The sequence below is a fragment of the Vibrio sp. 9-16B-A1 genome (assembly GCF_056726165.1).
Genome location: NZ_JBSDZD010000006.1, coordinates 87,838 through 103,458, shown reverse-complemented (window position 1 = coordinate 103,458; position 15,621 = coordinate 87,838). Strand labels below are relative to the sequence as shown.

The 15,621-nt window shown below is 52.6% G+C and carries 14 protein-coding genes; 7 read left to right on the top strand and 7 right to left on the bottom strand.

What is annotated here, in order from left to right; genetic code table 11:
- Window positions 1-240 precede the first annotated feature (240 nt).
- The gene (locus tag ACVB80_RS11685; RefSeq protein ID WP_481081457.1) at window positions 241-1,830 is read left to right on the top strand and encodes an AbgT family transporter; all 1,590 of its coding nucleotides are present in this window, start codon (window positions 241-243) and stop codon (window positions 1,828-1,830) included.
- A 78-nt stretch (window positions 1,831-1,908) separates the two neighbouring features.
- Here the strand turns inward: ACVB80_RS11685 and ACVB80_RS11680 are convergent, their stop codons facing one another.
- From ACVB80_RS11680 to metN, 5 genes are all read right to left on the bottom strand, one after another.
- Entirely contained in the window at window positions 1,909-3,306 is a 1,398-nt protein-coding gene (locus ACVB80_RS11680; protein ID WP_481081456.1) for an amidohydrolase, read from the bottom strand.
- A gap of 126 nt (window positions 3,307-3,432) precedes the next feature.
- Entirely contained in the window at window positions 3,433-4,020 is a 588-nt protein-coding gene (locus ACVB80_RS11675; protein WP_481081455.1) for a LysE family translocator, read from the bottom strand.
- A 183-nt stretch (window positions 4,021-4,203) separates the two neighbouring features.
- On the bottom strand, window positions 4,204-5,007 hold the full coding sequence (metQ, locus tag ACVB80_RS11670) for a methionine ABC transporter substrate-binding lipoprotein MetQ (RefSeq protein WP_481081454.1): 804 nt from the start codon (window positions 5,005-5,007) through the stop codon (window positions 4,204-4,206).
- Between the two features lie 73 nt (window positions 5,008-5,080).
- Window positions 5,081-5,758 carry a methionine ABC transporter permease gene (locus ACVB80_RS11665; RefSeq protein WP_481081453.1) on the bottom strand — a complete coding sequence of 226 codons (678 nt, stop codon included), beginning with the start codon at window positions 5,756-5,758 and terminating at the stop codon, window positions 5,081-5,083.
- Window positions 5,748-6,782, bottom strand: a complete 1,035-nt coding sequence (metN, locus tag ACVB80_RS11660; protein WP_481081452.1) for a methionine ABC transporter ATP-binding protein MetN — start codon at window positions 6,780-6,782, stop codon at window positions 5,748-5,750. The genes ACVB80_RS11665 and metN overlap by 11 nt, the downstream gene beginning before the upstream one ends.
- Window positions 6,783-7,005: 223 nt before the next feature.
- On the opposite strand from metN, the gene gmhB reads away from it, so the two are divergent.
- The 5 genes from gmhB (at window position 7,006) to treC (ending at window position 12,185) form a co-directional block, all read left to right on the top strand.
- Complete coding sequence (gene gmhB / locus ACVB80_RS11655; RefSeq protein WP_481081451.1) at window positions 7,006-7,560, top strand: D-glycero-beta-D-manno-heptose 1,7-bisphosphate 7-phosphatase; 555 nt, start codon at window positions 7,006-7,008, stop codon at window positions 7,558-7,560.
- 16 nt (window positions 7,561-7,576) lie between these two features.
- Window positions 7,577-7,906 (top strand): MliC family protein, encoded by a 330-nt coding sequence (locus tag ACVB80_RS11650; RefSeq protein WP_481081450.1) that lies wholly within the window; start codon window positions 7,577-7,579, stop codon window positions 7,904-7,906.
- A gap of 4 nt (window positions 7,907-7,910) precedes the next feature.
- Complete coding sequence (gene treR / locus ACVB80_RS11645) at window positions 7,911-8,858, top strand: trehalose operon repressor TreR (protein ID WP_481081449.1); 948 nt, start codon at window positions 7,911-7,913, stop codon at window positions 8,856-8,858.
- A 147-nt stretch (window positions 8,859-9,005) separates the two neighbouring features.
- The gene (treB, locus tag ACVB80_RS11640) at window positions 9,006-10,430 is read left to right on the top strand and encodes a PTS trehalose transporter subunit IIBC (RefSeq protein ID WP_481081448.1); all 1,425 of its coding nucleotides are present in this window, start codon (window positions 9,006-9,008) and stop codon (window positions 10,428-10,430) included.
- Window positions 10,431-10,496: 66 nt separating this feature from the next.
- Window positions 10,497-12,185, top strand: a complete 1,689-nt coding sequence (gene treC, locus ACVB80_RS11635; protein WP_481081447.1) for an alpha,alpha-phosphotrehalase — start codon at window positions 10,497-10,499, stop codon at window positions 12,183-12,185.
- A gap of 495 nt (window positions 12,186-12,680) precedes the next feature.
- On the opposite strand, the gene ACVB80_RS11630 is transcribed toward treC, so the two are convergent.
- Complete coding sequence (locus ACVB80_RS11630; protein WP_481081446.1) at window positions 12,681-13,292, bottom strand: YitT family protein; 612 nt, start codon at window positions 13,290-13,292, stop codon at window positions 12,681-12,683.
- A gap of 348 nt (window positions 13,293-13,640) precedes the next feature.
- Here ACVB80_RS11630 and glyA point away from each other — a divergent pair, with 348 nt between their 5' ends.
- A complete protein-coding gene (gene glyA / locus ACVB80_RS11625) occupies window positions 13,641-14,891 on the top strand; it encodes a serine hydroxymethyltransferase (RefSeq protein ID WP_481081445.1) in 1,251 nt (416 codons plus the stop codon).
- A gap of 319 nt (window positions 14,892-15,210) precedes the next feature.
- Here glyA and ACVB80_RS11620 read toward each other — a convergent pair whose 3' ends face one another.
- Window positions 15,211-15,537 (bottom strand): hypothetical protein, encoded by a 327-nt coding sequence (locus ACVB80_RS11620; protein WP_481081444.1) that lies wholly within the window; start codon window positions 15,535-15,537, stop codon window positions 15,211-15,213.
- Window positions 15,538-15,621 lie beyond the last annotated feature (84 nt).

Genomic DNA, 15,621 nt, shown 5'->3' with positions numbered 1-15,621 from the left:
AGGCATTTCTGTTGTGAATGTATATGCTGATTAATATTTTGCTGGCAGTTTAACTATCGGTTTTTGGGGTGAATTATGGTGTAAAGTTGCACTGAAATTTACCTTTTGTAACATTTGTTACTTTCCCTGTACGGGTGGATAACGTAATCTCCTGGTGTTTTTGATAGGAATATCAAAGGAAATGCGGCGAGTTCAGTGCAATTCGCGGCAAGGAAAGGATTTAAACAAGGAGGGAATCAGGTGAGTTCATCTGCTTCACAAACACAACAGCCACCCCGCAAACCCATTTTTACCCGTTTTCTGGACGGCGTAGAGTATCTGGGTAACCTGCTGCCACATCCCATCACTCTTTTTGCCATTTTTTGTGTCGCCATACTGGTTCTGTCCGGTGTTGCCGGGTATTTCGAAGTCTCCGTGATGGATCCCCGCCCTGAAGGGGCAAAAGGGCGCGCTGCGGATGGCATGATCCACGTCGTCAGCCTGCTTAATGCCGATGGCCTGCAGCTTATCGTGACCAACCTGGTGAAAAACTTCGTTGGTTTTGCCCCTCTGGGTACCGTACTGGTTGCTATGTTGGGTGTGGCGATTGCCGAGCACTCCGGCCTGCTGTCTGCGGCCATGCGTGGTATGGTAATGGGCGCGTCCAAACGTATGGTGACCTTCACCGTCGTATTTGCCGGTATCATTTCTAACACTGCGTCTGAACTGGGTTATGTAGTACTGATCCCACTGGCTGCGATGTTGTTCCATTCGCTTGGCCGTCACCCGCTTGCTGGTCTGGCTGCGGCATTTGCCGGTGTATCCGGTGGTTACTCTGCAAACCTGCTTATCGGTACCGTTGACCCTCTGCTGTCAGGTATTACCGAAACCGCCGCGCAGATGATTGACCCGACTTATTCTGTCGGTCCTGAAGCAAACTGGTATTTCATGTTTGTTTCGACTTTCGTTATCTCGATTCTTGGCGCCTACGTTACTGAGAAAATCGTTGAGCCTAAACTGGGCAAATACAATCAGGAAGAGGCGGCGGAAGACCTGTCCAATGATTCGATGGGCAAGCTGACAGCAACTGAGAAGAAAGGCCTGAAGCTGGCCGGTCTGGCTGTACTTGTGGTGAGCGCACTGCTGGCATGGACCATTGTTCCTGCTGATGGCATTCTGCGTCACCCGGTGACCGGCGCGGTAGCGGGCTCTCCGTTCCTGAAGAGTATCGTCGCGTTTATCTTCGTGTTCTTTGCGATCCCGGGCTTTGTTTACGGCAAGGTGACCGGCACCATGAAGAACGACCGTGACGTGATTGATGCGATGGCCAAATCCATGTCTTCAATGGGCATGTACATTGTGCTGGTGTTCTTCGCCGCTCAGTTCGTGGCTTTCTTTAAGTGGACTAACTTTGGTCAGGTATTTGCGGTCGCCGGCGCGGACTTCCTGCAGACCATCGGCCTGACCGGTCCTGTGCTGTTCTTCGCCTTTATCCTGATGTGTGGCTTTATCAACCTTATGATCGGTTCAGCGTCGGCACAGTGGGCGGTTACTGCGCCTATCTTCGTACCTATGCTGATGCTGGTGGGTTACGCGCCGGAAACCATTCAGGCGGCATACCGTATCGGTGACTCGACCACCAATATCATCACCCCGATGATGAGCTACTTCGGCCTGATCCTGGCGGTGGCAACCCGTTACATGAAGAACCTGGGTATCGGTACCCTGATTGCAACCATGCTGCCGTACTCAATAGTATTCCTGGTGGGCTGGAGTCTGATGTTCTACGTGTGGGTATTCGTCTTTGGCCTGCCGGTTGGCCCTGGCTCGGCGACTTACTACACGCCTTAACCATGCCCTGAAAGCATACGTGTAAATAAAAAGCCGAAGCAATTGCTTCGGCTTTCTGCTTTTTATTCACTTACTTTATTACTGAACCACTTCGCCGGACTCAATCACGGTCTTGCGCACCGTATCGGTAAACTTAAGCGCTTCCTCGCGGATCTTATCTTCATCTACCGTCAGCATTTCGCGGTCTTTCATCAGGATTTTACCGTCTACAATGGTATGACGAACGTTCGCTGAGTTGGCTGAGTAAACCAGCGCTGAGTATGGGTTGTAAACCGGTACCATGTTTGGCGCTTTGGTGTCGATAACGATGATATCGGCCAGTTTACCGGCTTCCAGAGAACCGAGTTTATCTTCCATGTGCAGGGCACGGGCGGCGCCCATGGTCGCCATGTCGATCACTTTCACCGGTGGCATCGCAGCGCGGTCTTTGTTGACCAGTTTATGCACTTTTGCCACCTGGTTGAACTCTTCGATAATGCCCAGGGTATTACCGGACATTGGTCCATCGGTACCCAGACCAACCCGCAGGCCTTCATCGTACATCTTCAGCGCCGGGGATACGCCTTTGGCCGACTTAATGTTGGCGCTCATGTTGTGGGCGATACCCACGTCGGCTTTTTTGGCCAGTTCGATATCTTTGTCATCGACCAGGATCATGTGGGCGGCGATAAGTTTGTCGTTCAGCGCGCCGATGCTGTCCATGTAAGCAACCGGAGACAGACCGCCGGAACGTTCAGCCAGTTTTTCCTGCTCACGGTGGGATTCAGCCAGGTGGATCATCACAGGCACGTCTTTTTCTACCGACAGTTTGGCGATTTTCTGCAGCACTTCGGTGGTGTTGGTGTAAGGGGCATGTGGAGCGAATGCAGGGGTAATGCGCGGGTGATCTTTATACTCTTCGATAAATCTCAGCGCGTAAGCGATCCCCTCTTCTGCGTTGGCAGCGTCGGCTACCGGGAACTTGATCACGCTTTCACCCAGAATGGCACGCATACCGATTTTATCTACGGTTTTGGCGACTTCGTCTTCGAAGTAGTACATGTCGGCGTAGGTGGTTACGCCGCCTTTGACCATTTCAACGTTACCCAGGTTTGCACCGATACGCACCATATCGCGCGATACCAGTTTGGCTTCCAGCGGGAAGATATAGCGGTGCAGACGGTCCGGCACATCATCAGCCAGTGAACGGAACACGGTCATCGAGACGTGGGTGTGGGTATTGATAAGGCCGGGCATAACGATATCGCCATCCACATCAAGCAGGGTATCGGCCTGATATTTATCTGCCAGCGAGGCGTCGCCTACCGCGATGATCTTGTTGTCTTTTACTACCACGGTGCCGTTTTGGTAAACGGTCTTGTCCTGGTTCATGGTCAGCAGGGTAGCGTCAGTGATCATCAGATCCGCTTTTTCTGCACTGTTTGCAGCAAATGCCACCAGGCTGCCAAGGGCAGCGGCCAGCAGGGTACGTTTCATCTTATATTGCCTTTTTTATAGAACAGGGGAGGGCATGATAAGCGCTCAGATGATTAATGCAAACGTTTGGTTTGTCAGTTACACGCAAATTGAGAGTTTGTGCCAGAGAGGAACTCTGGCACAGATTCAGAGCATCATCAGTGCTGAGCCTGCCAGCAGGGCGGCCATACTGATGTTAAATCCGCGCATGCGCTCTGGCCGGTGCAGGTAGCGGCTCAGCTGACCGCCGGCGAGGGTCCAGATGCCGACAGAAGGCAGGGTGACCAGCGCAAACACAGAGCCAATCAGCAACACGCCGTGCCAGTCTCCTGACAGGTTATAAGCACCGAGTGCGGTCAGTGACATCGACCAGGCTTTGGGGTTAATCCACTGAAACCAGGCGGCGGAGAGGAATGTCATCGGGCGGTAGCCGGTCTGCTTCGCCAGTTCAGGTTTTGCGGTCGCGATACGGAAAGCCAGCCAGGCCAGATAGACAAGGCAGGCGACCTGCAGTACCTGGTTCGCAACCGGATACTGTTCGAGCAGGGAGACCAGGCCGGTTCCTACAATCATCGTCATGGCAAAGAAGCCGAACACAATTCCAAGCATGTGTGGCACGGTGCGGTGAAAGCCGATATTGGCACCGGATGTGAGTAGCATAATGTTGTTGGGGCCGGGTGAAAAAGTGGCGGCGATGGCGAACAGGGTCAGTGCAGCAAGTGTTTGATAATCCATGGGCGATCTTCCGTGATCTGGTGTTGTCTTTGTATGTTAACGGAAGTCTGTACGAATTTTGCTCTTTATTCAGGTTGGGTGTAGCGTGAAGTATTGGTCAGTTCAGACGATTTGGACAATTATCCGGCAAGAAAAAGGCTGACCCTGAGGTCAGCCCTGTTGCTTTATGGGATGAAGGTCAGATTACCAGCCTTTCACCACGCCGCCCTGGAAGATGTCCAGTGCTGCTTTGTACACTTCTTCCGTCTGGTATGCTTTTACAAAGTTCTGCACGTTTTCAGCGTTCAGGTTCTCTTCACGGGATACAATAATGTTCACATAAGGAGACTCTTTGTCTTCAACGAACACGCCGTCTTTTTCAGGAGTCAGGTTGATTGAGCTTGCGTAAGTGGTGTTGATCACTGACAGAGCAACATCATCCAGAGAACGTGGAAGCTGAGCGGCATCCAGTTCTACGATGGTGATGTTTTTCGGGTTCTCTGTGATGTCACGTACGGTTGCCAGCAGGCCAACGTTGTCGCGCAGTTTGATCAGGCCCTGTTGCTGAAGCAGAAGCAGAGAACGGCCCAGGTTTGTCGGGTCATTTGGTACTGCGATACGTGCACCGTCCTGGATTTCGTCAACCGATTTTACCTGCTTTGAGTAACCCGCGATTGGGTATACAAAAGTGTTGCCTGCGATAGTCAGCTTGTAGCCACGGTCTGCAATTTGCTGATCCAGGTATGGTTTGTGCTGGAATGCGTTTACGTCGATAGAAGTGTCATCCAGCGCAGCATTTGGTGTCACGTAATCAGTGAAAGTTACCAGTTCGACTTCAAGGCCGTATTTCTCTTTCGCTACTTTCGCTGCCACTTCTGCTACCTGAGCTTCAGCGCCAGCCATTACGCCAACTTTGATTTTGCTGTTATCGACGGCTTTTTCGCCACAACCGGTCAGAGCTACGGTCGCTGCTGCCACCGCCAGTAAACCTTTAAGACTAAACTTCATTGTTTTCTCCTTGTTCCTAAAATCTCAATTCTTATGTTGCTTATTATTTATGGGGTATTTGTGTATATACAGGTTATCTGTGGTCCACCCGGCGCACTACGGCATCGCCCAGGGACTGGATGATTTGTACCAGCACGATCAGCATCACTACAGTAACTGCCATGATGGTTACGTCATAGCGGTGGAAGCCATAGCGAATGGCTACATCACCCAGACCGCCACCACCCACCGTACCGGCCATTGCAGAGTAGCTGACCAGGGTCACCAGGGTAATGGTGACTGAGTTGACGATGGTTGGCATCGCTTCCGGAAGCAGCACTTTGGTGATGATCTGCACCGGGGTGGCGCCCATGGACTGAGCCGCTTCTACCAGGCCGGTCGGCACTTCCAGCAGCGCGCCCTCAATCAGGCGGGCTACAAACGGTATTGCGCCGATGGTCAGCGGTACGATGGCCGCGGTCGTGCCGATGAAGGTGCCAACCAGCAGTTTGGTTACCGGGATAATGGCGACCATCAGGACCAGGAAAGGCACTGATCGGCCAATATTGACGATGGCCCCCAGAATCGCATTGAGTTTGGTGTTTTCCAGCAGGCCGCCTTTTTTGCTGGTATGCAGGATAACGCCCAGCGGAATACCGACTGCAAAGCCGACGATACCGGCGACCGCGACCATATACAGGGTTTCCCAGGTCGCACCAAGCAGCAGGTTACTGTTCAGGCTCAGCCATTCGCTAACTGTATTAAAGGACATAACCCAGTACCTCCACTTTTACATTGTGCTCACGCAGAAACTCAATCGCTGCGTTGTCATCGGCTTCGCTGCCAAACAGCTCCGCCACCATCATGCCGAATTTCACTCCACCGGCGTAATCCAAATCTGAGCTGAGAATACTGACATCGATGTTGTATTTACGGGCGATCTGGGTCATCAGCGGCGCATCAACCGTTGCGCCGGTAAATTCCAGGCGTACCAGCGGGTAGCTGCCTTCCACTCGGGTGGTCTGGAGGCGCTGCTGGTAATCTTCCGGAATCGAAAGGTCCAGGGTCGAGCGGATAAACTGGTGTGCGAGCTCTGTTTTCGGGTGAGCAAAGATTTCGCCCACGCTGCCTTTTTCAACCAGTTCACCGTCACCGATGATCGCCACTTCATGACAGATGCTTTTTACCACGTCCATTTCGTGGGTGATCAGCAGTATGGTGATGTTGAGTTTGCGGTTGATCTCTTTTAACAGTTCGAGGATTGACTGGGTTGTCGCCGGATCCAGCGCACTGGTGGCTTCGTCACACAGCAGCACTTTAGGGTCGGTTGCCAGTGCGCGGGCAATCGCGACGCGCTGCTTCTGGCCGCCACTTAAGTTTGACGGGTAAGTGTCACGCTTGTCGGCAAGGCCAACCAGGGTCAGCAGCTCGCTGACTTTGGTTTCAATATGAGCGCGCTCTTTGCCTGCCAGTTCTAAAGGCAGCGCTACGTTGTCAAACACGGTGCGCGATGAGAGCAGGTTAAAGTGCTGGAAGATCATGCCAATGTCGCGGCGCGCCTGGCTTAGCTCTGATTTGGAAAGTTGGGTCAGGTCCGTCCCATCTACGATGACTGAACCTGAGGTTGGGATCTCAAGCATGTTGACGCAGCGGATCAGGGTACTTTTCCCCGCACCGGATGAGCCGATAACACCAAAGATGGTGCCCGGTGCCACGGTCAGATTGATTTCTTTCAGTGCATGGATTTCCCTGCTGCCCTGATAGAAAATCTTGTTAACGTCCTTTATCTCAATCATCTTTCATCCTGTGCTGGCTTTGTTAATGAAATATATTGAACATGTCGCAACTGTTCAGCAGATAATTTCATTTTTGTGCCTTAATGTTAGTTGATGCTATGGGTTTCGTGTTTCTGAGTCAATAGATATTTTTACGTCTAGACGTCTAAAAAAGAATTCATTAGTGCTAAGCGTTATAAAGCGTGTAATAATTTGGCCAGTTAACCCTAAAGAGGACGTGATTTTGGCTAAACCTGCCGTGTTTTTGGATCGAGATGGTGTGATTAATGTGGACCATGGCTATGTCCATGATGAGCACGATTTTGAGTATATTGACGGGGTGTTCGAAGCAACCCGCAAGCTGAAAGAGATGGGCTATCTGCTGGTGCTGGTCACCAATCAGTCAGGCATCGCGCGGGGTAAGTTTAGTGAAGACCGTTTTCTGTCGCTGACCCAGTGGATGGACTGGAACTTTGTCGATCATGGGGTTGAGTTTGACGGTTTCTATTATTGTCCGCACCACGCTGAGCACGGCATTGGTGATTACAAACAGGACTGTGAATGTCGCAAGCCAAAACCTGGCATGTTTATCTCTGCCCGTGACTTCCTCAAAATCGATATGGCCCGCTCGGTGATGGTGGGCGATAAAGCGGAAGATATGATGGCAGCAGAAGCAGCCGGCGTTGGTTGTAAGCTGCTGGTACGTACCGGTAAGCCGGTGACGGAAAAAGGTGAAGCGCTGGCGGATGCGGTACTGGGCAGTATTGCCGATGTACCTGAATACCTGAGTCAGAAATAAGCGCGGGAGTCGCCGGATGAAAAAAGGACTGTTTATTGCCGCGCTGGCGCTGGGTGGATGCGCTTCTGAGCCGCCGCCGGAAGATCTGACTTATCAGTGTGCCAACGAATTTGAAGTGGGTGTGGTCCGCTTTGGCGACCAGGAAGTTCAGGCAGAGATCAACAATGAGCGTTTTCTGCTGACCCGCGTGCCTGCCGCTTCGGGCGAGAAATACCAGTCTGCCGATCAGTCGCTGCAACTGTGGTTTAAAGGCGCGCAGATGAGCATGAAATGGAAAAGTTATCCGATTCAGATCTGTACCCAGCCTCAGCCGTATCAAAATCTGGAGCCGCTGAGCAGCGAGTAATCCCATGAATAAGAAACTGACCATCCTGGATATTGCCCGTCTGGCCGGTGTCGGCAAATCGACTGTATCCCGCGTTCTGACCAATGACCCGAAAGTGAAACCGGCCACCCGTGAAAAGGTGGAGCGGGTGATCGCTGAGTCCGGCTATGTGCCGTCCAAATCGGCCCAGTCGATGCGCGGTGGCAGTCAGAAAGTGATCGGGGTGATCATCTCCCGTCTCGACTCACCGTCTGAGAACCGGGTGGTCAGTGCCATACTTTCCTGCCTCTATCAGGCCGGATACGACGTGGTGATCATGGAGAGCCAGTTTGACCGGGATAAAACCAACGAACACCTTGAAGTGCTCAAACGGCGCAACGTTGACGGGGTGATCGTGTTTGGTTTTACCGGCTGTGATGTGGCTGCGCTGGAATCCTGGCAACACCGCATTGTGGTGATCGCCATGGATACCGACAATGTATCCTCGGTGAACTACGATAACCAGGCGGTGATCGAGAGTGCGCTGGAGCATCTGAGCGGGCAGGGGATAGACGATATAGCCTATCTTGGCGTGGATCCGTCTGACCGGACCACGGGTCTGATGCGTCTTGAGGCTTACCGAAGCTGGTGTCAAAGAGCGGAGCGCCAGCCGCGCGCTGTGACCGGTGAGCTGAGCCACGAGAGTGCCTATTCCCTTGTCGATCAGCTGCTTGAGCATGAGCCACAGGCAATCGCCTGTGCCAGTGATACGCTCGCCCTTGGCGTCATCAAACGCCTGCAGGAGCTGGGCCGTCATGACATTCGGGTGACTGGTGTGGGCGGTAATCCCATGCTCTCATTTCTGTTTCCCAATACCTACAGTATCGACCCCGGCTATCACACAGCCGGTGAAACCGCATCTAAGCTATTGATTAATCAGCTTTCAGAACAGGTTTCTGTCGAACATATCACCCTGAAACCTGTCACCCATTGATCGTTTCTTCTACACTTTTTATGTGACCGTGTTCAATTAATGGGACTGTTCCCATTTTTATTTATAATTTTGTTTGGCACCATTAGCTCAAGAAATGGGAACAGTCCCAAATTATATGAACACAACTCCAATAGGGTGGACAATACTATGAGTAAGATAGCGAGCCAGGACATCACGCGTCTTATTGAGCTGGTCGGCGGCAGCGATAACATCGCCAGCGTCAGCCACTGTCTGACGCGTCTTCGCTTCGTACTGAACGACACAGACGCAGCGGACAAAGCCGGTCTGGAAGCACTGCCAATCGTAAAAGGCTGCTTTACTAACGCTGGTCAGTTTCAGGTCGTGATCGGCACGGAAGTGGATGAAGTCTACAAGATGCTGGTAGACCAGTCGGGCGCTCAGGCGGCATCGAAAGACGAAGCCAAACTGGCTGCACGCCAGAACATGAACATTCTTGAGCGTGGGATCTCCCATCTTGCTGAAATTTTTGTTCCCCTGCTCCCTGCAATCATTACCGGTGGTCTTATTCTTGGCTTCCGTAATGTGATTGGCGACATCAGAATGTTTGATGGTCAGACCCTGACTGAAATCAGTCAGTTCTGGGCAACGGTTCACTCCTTCCTGTGGCTGATTGGTGAAGCGATCTTCTTCTTCCTGCCGGTTGGTGTGTGCTGGTCTACGGTGAAAAAACTCGGCGGTACCCCAATCCTGGGTATTACCCTGGGTGTTACCCTGGTCTCTCCGCAGCTGATGAACGCCTACCTTATCGGTAAGCAGGCTCCGGAAGTGTGGGACTTCGGTCTGTTTGTGATTGAGAAAGTGGGTTATCAGGCTCAGGTGATCCCGGCGATGCTGGCAGGTATAGCGCTGGCGTTTATCGAGACCAATCTGAAACGCATTGTACCGGCTTACCTCTACCTGGTTGTGGTGCCATTTGTCTCTATCATCCTGTCTGTGATTCTGGCACACGCTCTGATCGGTCCGTTTGGCCGCGTACTGGGTGACGGTGTGGCAATGGCAGCGAAAGCGGCGATGACTGGTGACTTTGCGGTACTGGGCTCTATGATCTTTGGTTTCCTGTACGCTCCGCTGGTGATTACCGGTGTGCACCACACTACCAACGCCGTGGATCTGCAGCTGATGCAGGAACTGGGCGGCACGCCAATCTGGCCTCTGATTGCCCTGTCTAACATCGCTCAGGCGTCAGCAGTTGTGGGTATCATCCTGATCAGCCGCAAAGAAGGCGAGCGCGATATCTCAGTACCGGCAGCAATTTCAGCCTACCTGGGTGTAACTGAGCCGGCGATGTACGGTATCAACCTGAAATACAAGTTTCCTATGCTGAGCGCGATGATCGGCTCTGCACTGGCAGCGGCTATCTGTGGCAGCGCAGGTGTGATGGCAAACGGCATCGGTGTTGGCGGTCTGCCGGGTATCCTGTCGATTCAGCCTCAGTACTGGACCATCTTCCTGATTGCAATGCTGGTGGCTATCGCGGTTCCGGTCACTCTGACCCTGTTCCTCTACAAGCGCGCCCAGGGCAAAGGCGAACTGTCTCCGGTTAGTGCATAACATCATTTAAGGCGGGCTTTGGCCCGCCTTCCCCCGTATCAAGTCTTATAACGAGAGAGCTCAGAAATGACTGCAGTACTTAAAGACGGACAGGCTGCCGACTGGTGGCGCACGGCAACCGTTTATCAAATTTATCCGAAAAGCTTTTGTGACAGCGCAGGACGCGGCACCGGCGATATTCAGGGAATCATTTCTAAGCTGGACTACCTGCACAAACTCGGCGTTGACGCTATCTGGCTGACCCCGGTTTACCAGTCTCCAATGATCGACAATGGTTACGATATTTCCGACTATTACGCGATCAACCCTGATTTCGGCACCATGGCTGATTTTGAGCAGTTACTTGCCGAAGCACACCAGCGCGGCATCCGTATTATCATGGATATTGTGGTTAACCATACTTCAACTGATCACCACTGGTTCCAGTCTGCTCTGGGCGATAAAGAGAGCCCTTACCGTGACTACTATATCTGGCGCGACCCGGTCGACGGACGCGAGCCAAATAACTGGCAGTCAAAGTTTGGTGGCAACGCCTGGGCGATGGATGAGAAAACCGGCCAGTACTACCTGCACCTGTTTGCCAAAGAGCAGGCGGACCTTAACTGGGAAAACCCGAAAGTCCGCGGTGAAGTGAAAGAGGTGATCAGCTTCTGGGCTGAGAAAGGGGTCGATGGATTCCGCCTGGATGTAATTAACCTTATCTCCAAGCAGCAGGACTTTGCTGATGACCATGTTGGTGACGGTCGTCGTTTCTATACTGATGGTCCGCGCGTACACGAGTACCTGCAGGAGATCAGCGAAGCGGTATTTCAGAAATACGGCAGCGTGACCGTAGGTGAGATGTCTTCGACTACCCTGGAGCACTGCCAGCAGTACTCAGACCTGAGTGGCAAAGAGCTCTCTATGGTATTCAACTTCCATCACCTGAAAGTGGATTATACAAACGGTGACAAGTGGACCAAAGCGCCATTTGACTTCCAGCAGCTTAAACAGATTTTCAATCACTGGCAGACCGGTCTGAACGGCAAAGGCTGGGGCGCACTGTTCTGGTGTAACCACGACCAGCCACGCGTGGTCAGCCGTCTGGGTAACGATGAGCGTTACCGGGCAGAGTCGGCCAAGATGCTGGCAGCATCGGTACATATGATGCAGGGGACGCCTTATGTCTATCAGGGTGAAGAGATCGGTATGACTAACCCGGGTTACACTTCAATCGATCAGTATCGCGATGTGGAAAGTACCAATATGTACCGCATCATGACTCAGGAGCAGGGCGTTTCACACGATGAGATGATGGCGATTCTGGCGCAGAAGTCACGGGATAACTCCCGTACGCCGATGCAGTGGAATGACAGTGAACATGCCGGCTTTACGTCAGGTACACCATGGCTGGAAGTGGCAGCAAACTACCCGCAGATAAACGCCGAACAGGCGGTAGCCGATCCGGACTCGGTGTTTTACTTCTATCAGCGTCTTATCGCGCTGCGTAAAGAGATCGCGGTAATAACTGAGGGTGACTACACCGATCTGATGCCGGAGCACCCACAGGTGTTTGCCTACCGCCGCCGCAGTGACTCCCAGACGCTGATTTGCCTGAATAACTACTATGGAGAAGAGGCGCAGGTTGAACTCGGTGATGTGGAAGGAGCGCGTTACCTGCTGGGTAACTACAGTGATATGGAAGGCGCGCCGGTCAGCGCGAACCTGACTCTTCGCCCGTACGAAACCCGGGTGATATTAAAAGAGCACGGCTGACCCCCGGCCATGCATCCTCAGTTTTAAACGGGAGAGAATTGGGGAGTTCGGGCGGTTGCCCAGGGCTTTGCAGCGGAAACGTTGCAAAGCTCTTTTTTATTGGCCTTTCTGAAAAGCGGGTGGAGAAGGGAACTTTATCTTCAGGTCTCTCCCTGGTCATCCTGAACGCGCTCCCGTTAACCAGCCACGCACTGCGGAAGTTAAGCGCGATTCAGGATCTGCTTTCAGCGTGGGAAAAACTTATCTCGCAGTGGCGACTCTTCATTGTTGCGGCAAGCTCGGTGACAGGCGTTCGCGTACTTATACGGCGCTTTGAGCAGATCCTGAATCCAGTTCAGGATGACCCGGTGGGAGTTGTTGAGGGAGAAGATAACTAAATGTGGTGATGGGTCGGACGGCTGGGCGCAGCGGGAGCAGGGGGGTATTGAACGCTTGAGGGGCCTGACGCACTTAACCTGATGTCAGTGACCGGCCCCTGAGATATGGCGGTTTAAGTTACTTCGCTTTACCGGTATAACTCACCACGTAGCGGGTTGGTTTATGGTTCATTGCCAGTACCACGTTAAGCATAAAGGCACCCAGAACCGAAATCGCGATTACCTCTGGTGAAACAAAGAAGAAAGAGGCGATCAGGATGCCGCAGTCAATGATCATCTGGCTCTTGCCGACAGAGAAACCGGTTTTGTCCTGGATCAGCAGGCACAGTACGTTAAACCCACCCAGGCTGGTGCGGTGGCGGAACAGGATCAGCATCCCCAGTCCCATCAGCAGGCCGCCAATCAGGGCACAGTAAATCGGATTCACGCTCTCTATGGTCAGTACGTACGGCAGGTGATCGGTGATAACCGAGACCAGTGCGCCGGAGATCAGGCTGGTAAACGCAAAGCGCGGGCCGAAGCGCAGCCACGCCAGCGCGTAAAACGGGCAGTTGGCGATAAAGTACAGGGTACCGAAGCTGAGCGGGACAAAGTGGGTCATCAGCAGCGCCAGGCCGGTGGTGCCGCCGGTCAGCAGTTCTGCCGCCTGAAGAAAGTAGACCCCCTGAGCAACGACAAAAGTGCCGGTCAGAATCGCAATCCAGTCTTCGCGTTTTGTGTGTTTTTCCATCACTTACCATGTTTTCTCATGAATAACTGGCGCGGATAGTAAGAAAAAAGTGTAATTTTCGGTAGCTTCAGGCAATTAATAGTCGTAACCTGTTGTAAGTGACACTTTACACCCTGTAAAGGCGATGGTTGACACCTGCGGCTCAGGAGTTAATCATATTCACCACACCGATGACAGGGATTAATGGTCATCATGAAGAAATTGCACAATGAAAGTGTTTTTTAACACTTTATGACCTGGATCAATTTATGTAGAATGTCGTCAACTTCAACGGGGACGAAAACGTTTGCTTTTGGTCGTTGTGTGGTTTTTTTGCCACTTTGTAATTATCTGAGTCAGGAGATACAGATGTTAAAGCGTGATATGAATATCGCCGATTATGATGCTGAGCTATATGCAGCAATTCAGGAAGAAACTCTTCGTCAGGAAGAGCATATTGAGCTGATCGCTTCGGAAAACTACACCAGCCCACGTGTAATGGAAGCTCAGGGTTCTCAACTTACCAACAAGTACGCGGAAGGTTACCCTGGCAAGCGTTACTACGGTGGTTGTGAGTACGTAGATAAAGCGGAAGCGCTGGCGATTGACCGCGCGTGTCAGCTGTTCGATTGTGAGTACGCGAACGTTCAGCCACACTCAGGCTCGCAGGCAAACAGTGCTGTATACATGGCACTGCTTAACCCTGGCGATACTGTTTTGGGCATGAGCCTGGCGCACGGTGGTCACCTGACTCACGGCTCACCGGTAAACTTCTCCGGTAAGCACTACAACGTTATTCCTTACGGTATCGACGAAGCCGGCCAGATCGATTACGACGAGATGGAGCAACTGGCACTGGAGCACAAGCCGAAAATGATCATCGGTGGCTTCTCTGCATACTCACAGATCGTAGACTGGGCGCGCATGCGTGAAATCGCAGACAAAGTTGACGCCTGGCTGTTCGTAGATATGGCACACGTTGCCGGTCTTATCGCTGCAGGCGTGTACCCGACTCCGGTTCCTCACGCGCATGTTGTGACTACCACGACGCACAAAACCCTTGCTGGCCCACGCGGTGGTCTGATCCTGTCTAACGCGGGTGAAGATATGTACAAGAAGCTGAACTCAGCAGTATTCCCTGGCGGTCAGGGTGGCCCTCTGATGCACGTAATCGCTGGTAAAGCGGTAGCGTTTAAAGAAGCGATGGAGCCTGAGTTCAAAGAGTACCAGCAGCGTGTGGTGCAAAACGCCAAAGCCATGGTCGCTCAGTTCCAGGAGCGCGGTTACAAGATTGTTTCTAACGGCACTGAAAACCACCTGTTCCTGGTTGACCTGATTGATAAAGACATCACAGGTAAAGAAGCAGACGCGGCGCTGGGTGCAGCGAACATCACCGTGAACAAGAACTCGGTACCAAACGACCCGCGCAGCCCGTTCGTGACCTCTGGTATCCGCGTAGGCTCTCCGGCGATCACCCGCCGCGGCTTCACCGAAGCAGACTCAAAAGAGCTGGCAAACTGGATGTGTGACGTTCTGGACAACATCAACGATGAGTCCGTTATCGAAGCAACCAAAGCTAAAGTGCTGGAAATCTGTAAGCGCCTGCCGGTTTATGCGTAACCGGTTCAGCGTTTGTTGAGATTAAGGCGCCCTCAGGAGACTGGGGGCGTTTTTTATTAAGGCTCTGGGCCCTGGGGGAGATCGCGGTAGTTACTTTTGATACATCTGGCTAATGGGGCTTGACGCCAGGTTCAGGGCCGGGAAATATCTTGCAGCGCCCAGCGCCCAGCGCCCAGCGCCCAGCGCCCAGCGCCCAGCGCCCAGCGCCCAGCGCCCAGCGCCCAGCGCCCAGCGCCCAGCGCCCAAAAAACAAAAACGGCAGCTCAAAGCCACCGTTTCCACTTAACTTTCCGTGAGCGCCTTGCTCACCCCACCAACATTACTTGTTGATGCTCAGCAGCTCACCTGACTTACAGCGGAACTGGTAGTAGCGGGTGCTTTCGTTGAAGCTTGCCAGACCTTCGCCCATGCAGTAGTCAGCGTTGATTTCGCGCATTACGTCCAGGGTTTGCTCTGTTTTAAGCGCGAACTTCGAGCCGTCGGCACATACGATGCGTACGCGGCCGTCATCACTAACTGAGTAAACTTTTACTTCGGTGTTACATAGCTCGAAAGAGGCGTCCATGTAGTTGTCCTGCTGCGTAGGTGCAGAAGCACAACCTGCCAGGGTAATGGCCATCAGACCCGCTGCTAAAATGTTTTTCATACGTGTATCCCAAACAGTGTATACGTGAAAAGAGTGACAGGGAGACTCCCTTTTTGATGCAACGTTAAACTCTCTGGTTTTATG

Bases quoted from the DNA above. Each gene is read 5' to 3' on its own strand.
- metQ (WP_481081454.1), bottom strand. From the start codon at position 5,007: ATGAAGTTTAGTCTTAAAGGTTTACTGGCGGTGGCAGCAGCGACCGTA.
- ACVB80_RS11680 (WP_481081456.1), bottom strand. From the start codon at position 3,306: ATGAAACGTACCCTGCTGGCCGCTGCCCTTGGCAGCCTGGTGGCATTT.
- treR (WP_481081449.1), top strand. From the start codon at position 7,911: ATGAATAAGAAACTGACCATCCTGGATATTGCCCGTCTGGCCGGTGTC.
- ACVB80_RS11620 (WP_481081444.1), bottom strand. From the start codon at position 15,537: ATGAAAAACATTTTAGCAGCGGGTCTGATGGCCATTACCCTGGCAGGT.
- ACVB80_RS11675 (WP_481081455.1), bottom strand. From the start codon at position 4,020: ATGGATTATCAAACACTTGCTGCACTGACCCTGTTCGCCATCGCCGCC.
- ACVB80_RS11630 (WP_481081446.1), bottom strand. From the start codon at position 13,292: ATGGAAAAACACACAAAACGCGAAGACTGGATTGCGATTCTGACCGGC.
- treB (WP_481081448.1), top strand. From the start codon at position 9,006: ATGAGTAAGATAGCGAGCCAGGACATCACGCGTCTTATTGAGCTGGTC.
- ACVB80_RS11650 (WP_481081450.1), top strand. From the start codon at position 7,577: ATGAAAAAAGGACTGTTTATTGCCGCGCTGGCGCTGGGTGGATGCGCT.
- glyA (WP_481081445.1), top strand. From the start codon at position 13,641: ATGTTAAAGCGTGATATGAATATCGCCGATTATGATGCTGAGCTATAT.
- metN (WP_481081452.1), bottom strand. From the start codon at position 6,782: ATGATTGAGATAAAGGACGTTAACAAGATTTTCTATCAGGGCAGCAGG.
- treC (WP_481081447.1), top strand. From the start codon at position 10,497: ATGACTGCAGTACTTAAAGACGGACAGGCTGCCGACTGGTGGCGCACG.
- ACVB80_RS11665 (WP_481081453.1), bottom strand. From the start codon at position 5,758: ATGTCCTTTAATACAGTTAGCGAATGGCTGAGCCTGAACAGTAACCTG.